Origin of the sequence: Enterobacter sp. SM3, assembly GCF_009811935.2 — a bacterium.
In the GTDB taxonomy this organism is placed as follows: Bacteria; Pseudomonadota; Gammaproteobacteria; order Enterobacterales; family Enterobacteriaceae; genus Enterobacter; species Enterobacter asburiae_D.
Map to the genome: position 1 here is coordinate 109,591 of NZ_CP099971.1, position 12,187 is coordinate 121,777.

At 49.5% G+C, this 12,187-nt stretch carries 9 protein-coding genes, 1 tRNA gene and 2 pseudogenes; 6 read left to right on the forward strand and 6 right to left on the reverse strand.

Annotation, left to right across the window (positions count from 1 at the left end; translation table 11 throughout):
• The first annotated feature begins 2 nt into the window (after positions 1 to 2).
• On the forward strand, positions 3 to 194 hold the full coding sequence (locus tag GVO84_RS00420) for a toxin-antitoxin system HicB family antitoxin (RefSeq protein WP_159515230.1): 192 nt from the start codon (positions 3 to 5) through the stop codon (positions 192 to 194).
• A gap of 295 nt (positions 195 to 489) precedes the next feature.
• On the opposite strand, the gene GVO84_RS00425 is transcribed toward GVO84_RS00420, so the two are convergent.
• Together GVO84_RS00425 and GVO84_RS00430 are read right to left on the reverse strand one after the other, a co-directional pair.
• The gene (locus GVO84_RS00425; protein ID WP_159515231.1) at positions 490 to 783 is read right to left on the reverse strand and encodes a contact-dependent growth inhibition system immunity protein; all 294 of its coding nucleotides are present in this window, start codon (positions 781 to 783) and stop codon (positions 490 to 492) included.
• 7 nt (positions 784 to 790) lie between these two features.
• Positions 791 to 1,615, reverse strand: a complete 825-nt coding sequence (locus tag GVO84_RS00430; RefSeq protein WP_423297024.1) for an RNase A-like domain-containing protein — start codon at positions 1,613 to 1,615, stop codon at positions 791 to 793.
• 318 nt (positions 1,616 to 1,933) lie between these two features.
• Between GVO84_RS00430 and GVO84_RS00435 the strand changes: the two are divergent.
• The 3 genes and pseudogenes from GVO84_RS00435 to GVO84_RS00445 all read left to right on the forward strand — a co-directional run.
• Positions 1,934 to 2,291, forward strand: a pseudogene (locus GVO84_RS00435) (phage polarity suppression protein); the annotation flags it as partial.
• A 510-nt stretch (positions 2,292 to 2,801) separates the two neighbouring features.
• The gene (locus GVO84_RS00440; RefSeq protein WP_159515232.1) at positions 2,802 to 3,782 is read left to right on the forward strand and encodes a retron St85 family effector protein; all 981 of its coding nucleotides are present in this window, start codon (positions 2,802 to 2,804) and stop codon (positions 3,780 to 3,782) included.
• The gene (locus GVO84_RS00445) at positions 3,769 to 4,695 is read left to right on the forward strand and encodes a retron St85 family RNA-directed DNA polymerase (protein ID WP_159515233.1); all 927 of its coding nucleotides are present in this window, start codon (positions 3,769 to 3,771) and stop codon (positions 4,693 to 4,695) included. The genes GVO84_RS00440 and GVO84_RS00445 overlap by 14 nt, the downstream gene beginning before the upstream one ends.
• On the opposite strand, the gene GVO84_RS00450 is transcribed toward GVO84_RS00445, so the two are convergent.
• From GVO84_RS00450 to GVO84_RS00460, 3 genes and pseudogenes are all read right to left on the reverse strand, one after another.
• Complete coding sequence (locus tag GVO84_RS00450; RefSeq protein ID WP_423257766.1) at positions 4,692 to 5,174, reverse strand: RipA family octameric membrane protein; 483 nt, start codon at positions 5,172 to 5,174, stop codon at positions 4,692 to 4,694. The genes GVO84_RS00445 and GVO84_RS00450 overlap by 4 nt on opposite strands.
• A gap of 24 nt (positions 5,175 to 5,198) precedes the next feature.
• Positions 5,199 to 6,096, reverse strand: a pseudogene (locus GVO84_RS00455) (tyrosine-type recombinase/integrase).
• 181 nt (positions 6,097 to 6,277) lie between these two features.
• Positions 6,278 to 6,372: transfer RNA gene (locus GVO84_RS00460), tRNA-Sec, on the reverse strand.
• A gap of 289 nt (positions 6,373 to 6,661) precedes the next feature.
• Between GVO84_RS00460 and GVO84_RS00465 the strand changes: the two genes are divergently transcribed.
• Both GVO84_RS00465 and yicI read left to right on the forward strand, forming a co-directional pair.
• Positions 6,662 to 8,053, forward strand: a complete 1,392-nt coding sequence (locus GVO84_RS00465; RefSeq protein WP_159515234.1) for a glycoside-pentoside-hexuronide family transporter — start codon at positions 6,662 to 6,664, stop codon at positions 8,051 to 8,053.
• Positions 8,054 to 8,065: 12 nt separating this feature from the next.
• Positions 8,066 to 10,384 carry an alpha-xylosidase gene (gene yicI / locus GVO84_RS00470; protein WP_159515235.1) on the forward strand — a complete coding sequence of 773 codons (2,319 nt, stop codon included), beginning with the start codon at positions 8,066 to 8,068 and terminating at the stop codon, positions 10,382 to 10,384.
• An 85-nt stretch (positions 10,385 to 10,469) separates the two neighbouring features.
• Here yicI and GVO84_RS00475 read toward each other — a convergent pair whose 3' ends face one another.
• Positions 10,470 to 12,158, reverse strand: a complete 1,689-nt coding sequence (locus tag GVO84_RS00475) for an AsmA family protein (RefSeq protein WP_159515236.1) — start codon at positions 12,156 to 12,158, stop codon at positions 10,470 to 10,472.
• Between the last annotated feature and the right edge of the window lie 29 nt (positions 12,159 to 12,187).

Below are 12,187 nucleotides of genomic sequence, written 5' to 3' on the forward strand. Positions count from 1 at the left end.
TCATGTCAATCGTATCGCGCGAAAAAAAACCAAAAGGCGGCGGGCAGTCTCCGCAGTTTAAGATGCGTATTGATCCGGCATTGAAGGAGCAGTTGGATGCTGTGGCGGCTGAAGAAGGGGTGAGTCTCGCCAGCTGGTTGAAGGAACTGGCGAGGGAGGCTTTACGGCGAAAAGGTTTAGAGCCGAAGGGATAATTCACGCAAATAAATTCTTAATAAGAAAATAGGAATTTATTGTTACATATGCAGCTAATTACTTAAGTTAAGTATATGTTCTCATGTAATACGATAAAATAAGGCTGCATTAAATTTTCAATCTTGGGTTTTATAAACCATTTTTTAATAATTAAGAATGGATTTTTCTGAGGTGAGCGAATAACAGAAAATTCACTTTGCCATATTTGCAAGAAAGAAACAGACCGGCTGCTGCCGGTCTGAAGTTGATTAATCCGCTATGGGTTCATTGTGCTTCGACAATTAGTCGCGCTTGCTAAGCAAGGGCAAGTCTGCGCACTGTCATCAGGAAGTCGTAAGAGGTTGTTTCCCACAGCTCAGGCGAAAAATCAAATCCATATCGGCTTTTGAACTCATCATCCAGCTTGTCTCCGTAACACTCAATGAAAGTATCAATCTCTTCGGCTAACTCCTTTAACATCCAACCAGGTGCCGTCTTTTTAAATAGCCCAATTATTCCCTCAATTGTATCCTCACCATCATTAATGAGGTCATAATCCTGATTGAAGTAACCATGAATCAACTGATCAAGATGATAGAAGTTTTGCATAATTCACCTATGGGGTCGGGAATGCAGTAAGGATATAGTAAGGCTTCCCGTTATATTCTTTCAGTTCAATAACAATCCTCACACTTCGCATGCTGATACGTTGTGTGCTACCTCGTGAAAATCCATATCCAATCTCCTGACCTGCCGGGTAAACGATAGTGAGGCGTCCCCCACTCTTTCCACCGCCAAGTAATGATTTGATATTTGTTCGATTATAATAAATAGCTCTTGAAATAACGCTCTCTGCAACGTTTAAATTTTTAAACGTTGAAGACATGATGAGTCGCTTATTATGCTCGAATCGGGCAAGTAACTCATTGTCAGTTTTCCCTACATGATTTGCGATTGTATGACCACCTGGTTTGGGACCTGTAACTGATTCATGCTGGATAAGTTTGATGCGGCCAGCTTTAATGGCTGCTACTCTGGCGGCACCGATAGCCGCTGCAAACCCAAGTGGAACAGCAATATCAACCGTCATGCCGATATTGAGAGCCGTATTTTCATCCGCCCCAAGCTCCTTTGCAGCACGCACGGCAAGCTGGTATGTAGCAGAGCGGGTATCCTGTCCTGTTATTGCTTGTCTGGCTGCACTTTGAACGGCGTCTAGACTATGTGCACCCACAACCACACATCCCGCTTTCGTGAGGCCAGTTGGTTCTGGTGCAATACAAAGTGCCGTAGCACCGGCCATTTCTACTGCCCCGAGTAAAACACCAAGCCCCCCCAGTAATCGGTTACTCAGCGTTTCCGCTTCTGTCACACTCTTATCTGAAAGCACCGCCGCCAGTTGTACTGGTGACATAACGACGGACATTCCACTTTCTTCCATAATAAAATCCCATCACCATATCCTTACCCGATAATAACCAAAACTATCTTCGTTTGATAAGAATAAATTCCTAATCCGTCTTTCTTGTTAAATTTCGTCATATTAGAAGATGTAAAAAGATCTACTATCCCCGGTCTGGGATAGGAGCATTCGCTGCGGGGGCGTCTCATATTGTTAGCCAATAGTAGCTCTCCTGTTTGTGTGAGTGGTTGGTCTGAATCCCTGTTAAGGGTGTCACTTTTCATGATTTAGATCGCAGACTTTCAGCATTACGGGGAGCCCCAATCTGTACATTTTCAGACTGATCATATTCCCGTACACATTATTGTTGTCAAAAAAGCTATTAATCAGGCTGCAGGATGTTTTATCCGCTCGCATGAGCAGGTAAAGCACATTAGAATCCGTAACCGCCTGAACCATTTATGCATGCGCACGGTGCGGAGCGCTGTCCCTGCCCCCGAGCTGATGAATTATTCCGGGCAACATTCCGTCGTTCAGCGCTGAGCCATGCAGCACTCGGTTGACTATCTGCATAAGGCACTACAGGTCTGGTTAGTCGCCGGTGAAAATTAATTATTCGGCTCAGAAGAATGACATTATAACGGCCATAGGATTCAGGCCCGACGCGGCTTTACATGATGATAATCGTGAAAAATTCACACTTGCAAGAGCCTGAATTACATCCGCTGCCGCGCAGTAGTCCTTACAAAAATCCCTGAAAACCCCGTCATTTCCCGTAAAAACGCCATGCACGCATAAGATGCATGGTTTTGCATGTGTATTACCGACACTGAAACGCCCCATCTGCGCCAGTATTGTCGGGCCCTGAGGCAGGCCATGCATCTGCATTGAAAGCGACTTCTTAAGTGGGCAGAGGGGGTGGGGAGAGCATTGAGCACAATTACGTTGCTTAAGCTCTGGACTACCACCAAATGATCAGTTATAAATCAATAGCTCTAAACGTGTATGGCATATTTAGTTATGCTTGTCGGGCGCTTAGCCAGACACTTTTATATTGAACGGCTTTAGGGTTGCGCTTGGTGTGCCTCTGGATTGCACTCCTAGTTGCACGTCGTCGCGCAATCCAGAGGAACACCAAGCGCTTCCTCTAGGTAAGAGCAACACAAAGCTTACGCCACTATGTGGCGTAAGCTTCTTTTATGACAATTAAAATAAGTCTTTACTCATGGAAAAAAATCAGAAAGAAAAATATGAGGAAAAGTTAAAAAAACATGTATCAGGGTGGGAGCTTAAAAATTTTCGCGTATGTTATGACGAGCAAATAATTTTTCTTTGCGGGGCTAAAGTCGCACCATTCAATGAGCCTCAAACGACAATGAGAGGGATGTTTTATGAATTCTGTAAAGACAATGACTCTAGGCTTTTTAATAAACTTCTTCTTGCTGAAGCGTTTAAAAACTATCTAAAAGACAGTCATTATCCTGACTTGATTTCATTTGAAAAAGACATTGCAAATTTATCTTCTTTGATTATTATATTTTTAGAAAGTAGTGGCTCCATTGCAGAATTAGGCTTGTTTTGTAATTTGGAAGATATAAATAAAAAGCTCTTAGTTATTGTCCCCGAACACGAAGTAAAGGATGGTAAAAAAGAGTCGTTTATTTATCTCGGCCCGCTATCTTATCTTCGTGAAAAGGTTAATGAGAAATCATATATCGTTTACCCAGGACCTGTTGACGGTAAGGATTACAACGAACATTTAGAGTTAATTCTCGATGATGTAAAATCATTGACCCCCTCCGACGGAAAGGAATATAGGTTTGATGTAAATAACTCAGGCCATCTGGCCTTTTTACTTACACATATTATTTCTTTAGCCATGCCAATTAGACTAAAAGAAATCATGATGTGTGTAAGTGAATTAGGTATCAATGCCACTTTGCAAAAAGACATAGAACGAATGCTGTTCCTGCTTGAAACCTTTTTCCATATTGAAGTATATGAATATGGAGGTACAAAATATTATTATACCAAGAGTTCAAAAGGAAGCATTAGATTGGGTAAAAACAAATCTGGCGTTACGGTTGATGAGGTTGGTATAAAAGCTGATTTGCTACTTTTTATTAATGATGTAGCAAGATGTGATGATAAGAAAAGGCGGTTGGCATTGAATTCGATAAAGGAGATGATCAATGAACATAATTGATATTATTTCTAAAAAGACCCTGCTTCCATCACCTAACGTTATGGTTTTTATTAATACAGCGCCATATCGCTATAAAAAATATTTTTTACCAAAAAATAGCGGTGGCGTTCGTGAAATTGCTCAACCTTCACGCGAGTTGAAGGTTATGCAACGAATTATCATTGAAAAAATAGTTGATTTCTTGCCAATCCATGAAAACGCATTTGCATATGTAAAAGGGAAAAGCATCAAAGAAAATGCACAAAAACATAAAAGAAATGAATATTTTCTTAAGCTAGATTTCTCAGATTTTTTCAATAGTATAAAACCCAGTGATTTGCGACATGTCTTAATAAAAAATGGTTTTGAAAATGATGCATATAGTCTTTTATTAATCGATAAAATATTTTTTTATAAAAAAACGAAAAAAAGTGGCCTTACTTTAAGTGTTGGTGCCCCAAGTTCGCCGCTTATTTCAAATGCTGTTCTTTACGAATTTGATGTGCAAGTTACAGAACTATGTAACAAAGAGGGCATTACCTATACAAGATATGCGGATGATCTAACGTTTTCATGCAATGAGAAAGGAAAGCTTATAGGCTTTCAAAAAAACATAATCAAGATTTTACGGAAAATACCTTCGCCGCATTTAAGGCTGAATGATAAAAAAACGATTTATACATCAAAGTCTGTGAGTCGCCGAGTCACGGGAATAGTTATAAACAATGATGGCCAATTATCATTAGGTCGGAAAAATAAAAGAAAGATTAGTAGCTTAATACATCATTATACGCTTAATAAGTTGAGTGCTGAGGATGTTTATAAATTGAAAGGGTATCTTTCTTATGCAAAGCATATTGAAAGTGCATTTATCAATTCTATGACAATAAAGTATGGCGTTGATGCGATCAATGCCATACTTAAATCTAATTAGGCCCTTTCGGGAATAATGTTTATTATTGTCGTTTGTGGTGTGGATTTGGTTTCCGAATTAAATGTGAGTGATATTATAACTACATTCAAGATAATAAGGGTCAGGGGAATCAAACGTTCAATTGAGGTTAGGTGAAAATAACGTTTTGACTTAAGGTAATTATACTCTTCATTAAACGGCTTGAAAGGAAAGTTATTGTCATTTTCTATCTTGTTTATTGTTTTATATTTCGCTTCGTTTATTTTTTTGTATGTTGAAACTAGGAACATCCAGTACAGATTCACTATGATACATACAAGACATATAATGGAACTCCATGCAATTTGTGATAACCCCGCAGTTGATAGATAGCTATTAAGTGATATAAGACCTGTGTTAATTGCTATAATGAATGCATTAGTCTTTAGTCTACGTTCACTAGTTTTATCTGCCATATCAATGCAGAGCTTATAAATATCTATCTTCTCTTTTAAATCCATATGACTTATTACCTCTGTAAATTTTTAACCCGAAGCTTTTTTATATAGAAAAGAAGCATGCCACTGCATCATTTCCCTTCTCTGTTTAAAATATAAATCATGGTTATATACTCCTCTTATAGGATTTTATCCACTTGCGCTAACTGAATTTCGATCCAAGCACTATCAAATCCCTGTTCATGTAAAATTGTCGACATTATATGCTCAACCTCTTCTCATGTAGCAAAATGCATTTCCTGCGTTCTCACATCAGTTAGCATAACTATCTTCGTCGCTTTTTTAGTGATGATGCTTCCGGTATACGCTTCAAGATCCTGAATAAAATGAGGCAACTCTTCGGCAGATAAAAAAGGGTGAACGGCCAAAGCGATAGCCAAATCAGGGCCGGATTGTATTCAGCACGGCCAGTTATGATCGCATAACGATAGACCTTACCGTATCTTTATCGCACTTTTCTGATTTTCTCTAGTGCACCACGCTTCTCTATTCGTCGCAATACTACAAGCAGTTCTAACGGCTTGATTTTACTGATAGGACATATACCAATCAACGAAAACGCATCTTGCTCGAACGTCTTAATGATTTCTTCGCGATAAGCCACTGTCCAGTGGTCAGCTTTGTTGGCGTGCCAGTCTCAACATATGGTTTCGAATGAATTCTCTGTTGGGAGTTGCTGTGTCGGTTTTTGGGCTTTTCGTTCTTCAACAGGGTCAATGCCATTTGCAACTTGCTTACGGGCTGTCTCACGCTTCTCACGTGTTTCTGCAAGACTTACTAAATCGTAGTGACCAAATGACATTAACCTCGCTTACCCGGCGAAGCGGAAGCGCCAGCCCTAGGTACCATCGGGATTGATAAGCAATGACCGACCTTGTCCGTCGTTCAATGGGTAGGGCTTGTCTTGGGACTTTGCTCGTTTGATTTATATGTCTTTAAGTGCCATGTATATAAATCATAAATGCGTATAAAAAATCTATACACATCACTATACATATATTTCGTGGATTCAAGGAGAACTTATCGAGCGTTTACGGATGATCTATTTGCTAACTATATTGAAAATAAATAGTTTTTAGACTTTCTCGGACGGGGGGGAGGAACTTTGGCGGAAGATCACAGGAGTCGAACCTGCCCGGGAACGCTGGCGTCCCCAACTGGATTTGAAGTCCAGCCACCTCACCGGAGATGACGATCTTCCGCGCCTCGATTGCTACATGGAGGCGGGGCGCATTATAGCTACTTTCAGGCATTTACCACATACCCCGACACACTTTTTTCACCTCTCTTTTGACCTGTACACCTCTGTTTCAGTTAATTCCTAAGAAAATCCTCATGTTAGCCCCTCGTACTCCCAACATTTACCGCGATCACAAAAAACAAGAAACGTAATCTGCTAACCAGAAAACGCAATACCCGCCTTTGAAACAATGGTTTAAAACCAATGCAACCGGTCTCAGCGCCCCCTACAGCGTGAAGGATAAAAAAAGATGAGCGAAGTATTGTCAGTAAAAGAGAAGATTGGCTACGGCATGGGAGATGCCGCCAGCCACATCATTTTTGATAACGTCATGTTGTACATGATGTTTTTCTACACCGATATTTTCGGCATTCCCGCCGGGTTTGTCGGGACCATGTTCCTGCTGGCGCGCGCGCTGGATGCGATCTCCGACCCGTGCATGGGGCTGATTGCCGACCGCACCCGCAGCCGCTGGGGCAAGTTTCGTCCGTGGATTTTGTTTGGTGCCATCCCGTTCGGCATCGTCTGCGTGCTGGCCTATACCACGCCGGACCTCAGCCTCAACGGCAAAATGGTTTTCGCCGCCGTTACCTACACCCTGCTGACCCTGCTCTATACCGTGGTGAACATCCCGTACTGCGCGCTCGGTGGCGTGATCACCAACGACCCGACGCAGCGTATCTCCCTTCAGTCCTGGCGCTTTGTGCTGGCAACGGCAGGCGGCATGCTCTCCACGGTGCTGATGATGCCGCTGGTGAACCTGATTGGCGGCGACGATAAAGCGTTCGGCTTCCAGGGCGGGATCGCCGTGCTGTCGGTCGTCGCGTTCCTGATGCTGGCGTTCTGCTTCTTCACCACCAAAGAGCGCATCCAGGTGCCGCCGAGCACCACCTCCATGCGGGAAGACCTGCGCGACATCTGGCACAACGACCAGTGGCGCATCGTCGGCGTGCTCACCATCCTCAACATCCTCGCCGTCTGCGTGCGCGGCGGGGCGATGATGTACTACTGCACCTGGATCATGGGCTCGCCGGAGGTGTTCGTCGCCTTCCTCACCACCTACTGCGTCGGCAACCTGATCGGCTCCGCGCTGGCGAAACCGCTCACCGACTGGAAGTGCAAGGTCAGCATCTTCTGGTGGACCAACGCCGCGCTGGCGGTGGTCAGCGTGGCGATGTTCTTCGTGCCGATGCATGCCACCGTGCTGATGTTCGCCTTTATCTTCGTCATCGGCGTGCTGCACCAGCTGGTGACGCCGATTCAGTGGGTGATGATGTCCGATACCGTCGACTACGGCGAATGGACCAACGGCAAGCGCCTGACCGGCATCAGCTTTGCGGGCACGCTGTTCGTGCTGAAGCTCGGCCTGGCGCTGGGTGGGGCGATGATCGGCTGGATGCTGGCAGGCGGCGGCTACGACGCGGCAGCCAAAACTCAGAACAGCGCGACCATCAGCATCATTATCGGCCTGTTTACCCTGGCCCCAGCGGTCTGCTACGTGCTGAGCGCCATCATCGCCAAACGCTACTACACGCTGAAAACCCCTTTCCTGACCAAAATCCTGGGCGAGCTGGCGCAGGGCGCGCGCCGCAATCAGCAGGAGTTTGAAAACCTGCCGGTCAGCAAAGAATTACAGAACTAAGAGGACGAGAGTATGAAAATCAGTGATGGAAACTGGCTTATTCAACCGGGCCTGAACGTGACGTATCCGGTGCAGGTGTTCGACGTGGAGCAGCAGGGCAATGACCTGGTGGTGTATGTGGCGCCGCGCGACGTGCGCGAGCGCACCTGGCAGCTCGACACGTTGATGTTCACGGTGCGCCTGTTTGCCCCGCAGGAAGGGATCGTTGGGGTGCGTATCGAGCACTTCCAGGGCGTGCTGAATAACGGCCCGCACTATCCGCTGAACGTTCTGAAAGACGTGAAGGTAGAGATTGAAAATAACGCCGAGTTTGCCGAGCTGAAAAGCGGCAGCGTCAGCGTGCGCGTCACCAAAGGCGAGTTCTGGGCGCTGGATTTCCTGCGTAACGGCCAGCGCATTACCGGCAGCCAGCTGAAAAACAACGGCTACGTGCAGGACAGCAACGCCGACCGCAATTACGTGTTCGAACGGCTGGATCTGGGCGTGGGGGAAACGGTCTACGGTCTGGGCGAGCGCTTTACCGCGCTGGTGCGCAACGGCCAGACGGTCGAAACCTGGAACCGCGACGGCGGTACCAGCACCGAGCAGTCCTACAAAAACATCCCGTTCTACCTGACCAACCGCGGCTACGGCGTGCTGGTGAATCACCCGGAAAACGTCTCGTTTGAAGTCGGCTCCGAGAAGGTCTCCAAAGTGCAGTTCAGCGTGGAAGGGGAATATCTCGAGTATTTCGTGATCGACGGCCCGACGCCGAAAGAGGTGCTGAACCGCTATACCCAGTTCACCGGGCGTCCGGCGCTGCCGCCTGCCTGGTCGTTCGGCCTGTGGCTGACCACCTCGTTCACCACCAACTACGACGAAGCGACGGTAAACAGCTTTATCGACGGTATGGCCGAGCGCGACCTGCCGCTGCACGTCTTCCACTTCGACTGCTTCTGGATGAAGGCCTTCCAGTGGTGCGATTTCGAGTGGGACCCGGTGACCTTCCCGGACCCGGAAGGGATGATTCGCCGCCTGAAGGAGAAAGGGCTGAAGGTCTGCGTGTGGATTAACCCGTACATCGGCCAGAAATCCCCGATCTTCCGGGAGCTAAAAGAGAAGGGTTACCTGCTCAAGCGCCCGGACGGCTCCCTGTGGCAGTGGGACAAATGGCAGCCGGGGCTGGCGATCTATGACTTCACCAACCCGGACGCGTGCCGGTGGTATGCCGACAGGCTGAAAGGCCTGGTGGATATCGGCGTTGACTGCTTCAAGACCGACTTCGGCGAGCGTATCCCGACGGACGTGCAGTGGTTCGACGGGTCCGATCCGCAGAAGATGCACAACCACTACGCCTACATCTATAACGAGCTGGTGTGGAACGTGCTGAAAGAGACGGTGGGGGAAGAAGAGGCGGTGCTGTTTGCCCGCTCCGCGTCCGTCGGTGCGCAGCAGTTCCCGGTGCACTGGGGCGGCGACTGCTACGCCAACTATGAATCGATGGCCGAAAGCCTGCGCGGCGGGCTGTCGATTGGCCTGTCCGGCTTCGGGTTCTGGAGCCACGATATCGGCGGGTTCGAAAACACCGCTCCGGCGCACGTCTACAAGCGCTGGTGCGCGTTCGGGCTTTTCTCCAGCCACAGCCGCCTGCACGGCAGCAAATCCTACCGCGTGCCGTGGGCGTACGATGACGAGTCCTGCGACGTGGTGCGCCACTTCACGCAGCTGAAGTGTCAGCTGATGCCGTATCTGTATCATCAGGCGGCGCTGGCGCACGAGTTCGGCACGCCGATGCTGCGTGCGATGATGCTGGAGTTCCCGGACGATCCGGCGTGCGATTACCTCGACCGCCAGTACATGCTGGGGGATTCGGTGATGGTTGCGCCGGTGTTCTCCGAGGCGGGGGACGTGCAGTTCTACCTGCCGGAAGGACGCTGGACGCACCTGTGGCTCAACGACGAAATTCAGGGCAGCCGCTGGCATAAGCAGCTGCACGATTTTATGAGTCTGCCGGTCTACGTGCGCGATAACACCCTGCTGGCGCTGGGTAACAATAACCAGAAGCCGGACTACGCGTGGAATGAGGGGACGGCCTTCCAGCTGTTTAACCTGGACGACGGCGCAACGGCGGTGAGCGAAGTCCCTGCGGCGGACGGCTCCGTGGCGTTTACGCTGAAGGCGTCACGTCGGGGCGACATCGTGACCTTTACCGGCGCGGGAGACGCGCAAAACTGGTCGGTGTGCTTGCGCAACGTGCAGAAGGTGAGCGGCGTGAAGGGCGGTTCACACGCGGGCAGCGAGTGGGGTGTGGTGCTGAAAGCCGAGGGGAATGAGGTGGTGGTTCACTTCTGAGCCGTAAAAATGCCCGGTGGCGCTTCGCTTACCGGGCCTACATGGGATCGTAGGCCGGGTAAGGCGTAGCCGCCACCCGGCTTGTTTATTGCATCGGTGGTGAAACCACACCGCCCGTCATCGTCTGCTGCACCTGCTGTTTATCCATATTCACCGCGTTCAGCTTACCGTTCACCGTTGGCTTCAACGGTGCGCTGGCCTGCACGCTGCCGCTGGCGGTGAGCTGAATATTGCCGTCGCCCGTAATCGGCAGCGCAGGCCAGCCCCACTGCTGCAGTACGTTGAGCGGCACGCCGCGACCGTTCAGACTCACCGTGGTCTGCCGCTGCGGAAGCTGTGAAACCGTCGCCGTGGCTTCCAGAATACCTTTCTCGGTAAACGCGCTCAGGTCGGTAATGTTCACCGTGGCGGCGTTTGCATTCAGCGCCAGCGACGGACGGCGCACGTCCACGCGGTTAAAGGTTGCGGCCGCACCGTTCAATGTTGCGCTGCCGTCCCAGATACCCCACTGGCGATCTTTCACCAGCTGCAGGTTTGCGCCATAGCCGTCCAGAGAGGTGATCTGCCACGGGAAGGCGGGATCGATGTCGATCACCAGGTTGCGGCTCAGGCCGAATTTTTGCAGCGTGACGCTGTTCAGCCATTCCGGCAGAGGCTCCATCCACAGCGTTTTCCAGTTCTGCGGCAGGGTGTATTCCAGCCCGGCGATAGCGACATCGTCCAGCACCAGCGCTTTACCGTCGCGCAGCCAGCTGCCGGAGGTGCGTACCATGCCGCCCTCCCAGCGGGAGGTGAACTGACGCAGTGCCATACCCTGTGGGGAAAACTCCGCATTCAGGATCGGGTCGAAAAGATGCAGCGAGCCGTAGATTAACTCGCTGGCGTTCATGGACAGGCGGCCTTCCTGGCTCTGCCAGTCGCCTTTGCTTAACGTCAGGTTGCGCAGGCTTAAGTCGAGATCGGTCACCGCCCAGTCCGGGCCCTGAAGCCGGGCGTCGGTCACGTCCAGACGACCAATCTGCAGAGAGGGGATGGTGGCCAGCGGCGCGAAGAACGCCATCAGCGTTTTATCGCTCTGCAGGCGGATCTCGTTCAGGCGCATGGTGTCGATAATCCAGCTCCCGTCGGCGTTGCGCAGGGCGGAGCCGGTGAGCGAGCCGCGGGCCATATCGGCACCAATCGTTTTCAGCACCACCTCCTTGCCGTTAAGCTGGCCTTCGATCAGCACGTTGGTGGCCGGTACGCCGTTCAGGGTCAGCGAGCCTGCGCTCATCTGAATCTGCGCGTTGTTCCCCAGCACGTTGCCCGCTTCCGGCTGCCACGGGCTGACGCCGCCCGTGACCTTCTGCGCGCTCAGGTCCCATTCGGTATTCGGGCTGTTAAACGCCATGTCGTTCAACTGCAGGCAATCCGCCTGGAAAGGCAGCGGCGCCGTCTGGGGCGAGAGATTCAGCGTGCCGTCGAACAGGGTGATGGTATCCATATGCAGCGGATCGGTTATCTGGCGGCTGCTCAGGCCAATATCGACTTTTTTGGCTACCAGCGTGGCGGGTTTACCGTCCCGACCGAAGGTGACGTTTTCCAGAATGATGTGGGAAGGCGACGAAAAGCGGTGATTCATCTTGTCGAAACTGAGTTCGTAGTCGGTATTCACCGTCACCCAGCTGCTGACCTGAGACGCGCCCCAGCGGGTCTGGAGCAGAATGTAGAGCGCCAGCATCACAATGAGCAGGGCTACCAGAAGATAGATGAGGAGCTTTCCAATAAATTTCATGGTCTTCCATCCCGCAAAACGCACATAAG

Excerpts from the sequence above, each read along its gene's own strand:
- GVO84_RS00420 (WP_159515230.1), top strand. The coding sequence starts at position 3 with ATGTCAATCGTATCGCGCGAAAAAAAACCAAAAGGCGGCGGGCAGTCT.
- GVO84_RS00425 (WP_159515231.1), bottom strand. The coding sequence starts at position 783 with ATGCAAAACTTCTATCATCTTGATCAGTTGATTCATGGTTACTTCAAT.
- GVO84_RS00430 (WP_423297024.1), bottom strand. The coding sequence starts at position 1,615 with ATGGAAGAAAGTGGAATGTCCGTCGTTATGTCACCAGTACAACTGGCG.
- GVO84_RS00440 (WP_159515232.1), top strand. The coding sequence starts at position 2,802 with ATGGAAAAAAATCAGAAAGAAAAATATGAGGAAAAGTTAAAAAAACAT.
- GVO84_RS00445 (WP_159515233.1), top strand. The coding sequence starts at position 3,769 with ATGAACATAATTGATATTATTTCTAAAAAGACCCTGCTTCCATCACCT.
- GVO84_RS00450 (WP_423257766.1), bottom strand. The coding sequence starts at position 5,174 with ATGGATTTAAAAGAGAAGATAGATATTTATAAGCTCTGCATTGATATG.
- GVO84_RS00465 (WP_159515234.1), top strand. The coding sequence starts at position 6,662 with ATGAGCGAAGTATTGTCAGTAAAAGAGAAGATTGGCTACGGCATGGGA.
- yicI (WP_159515235.1), top strand. The coding sequence starts at position 8,066 with ATGAAAATCAGTGATGGAAACTGGCTTATTCAACCGGGCCTGAACGTG.
- GVO84_RS00475 (WP_159515236.1), bottom strand. The coding sequence starts at position 12,158 with ATGAAATTTATTGGAAAGCTCCTCATCTATCTTCTGGTAGCCCTGCTC.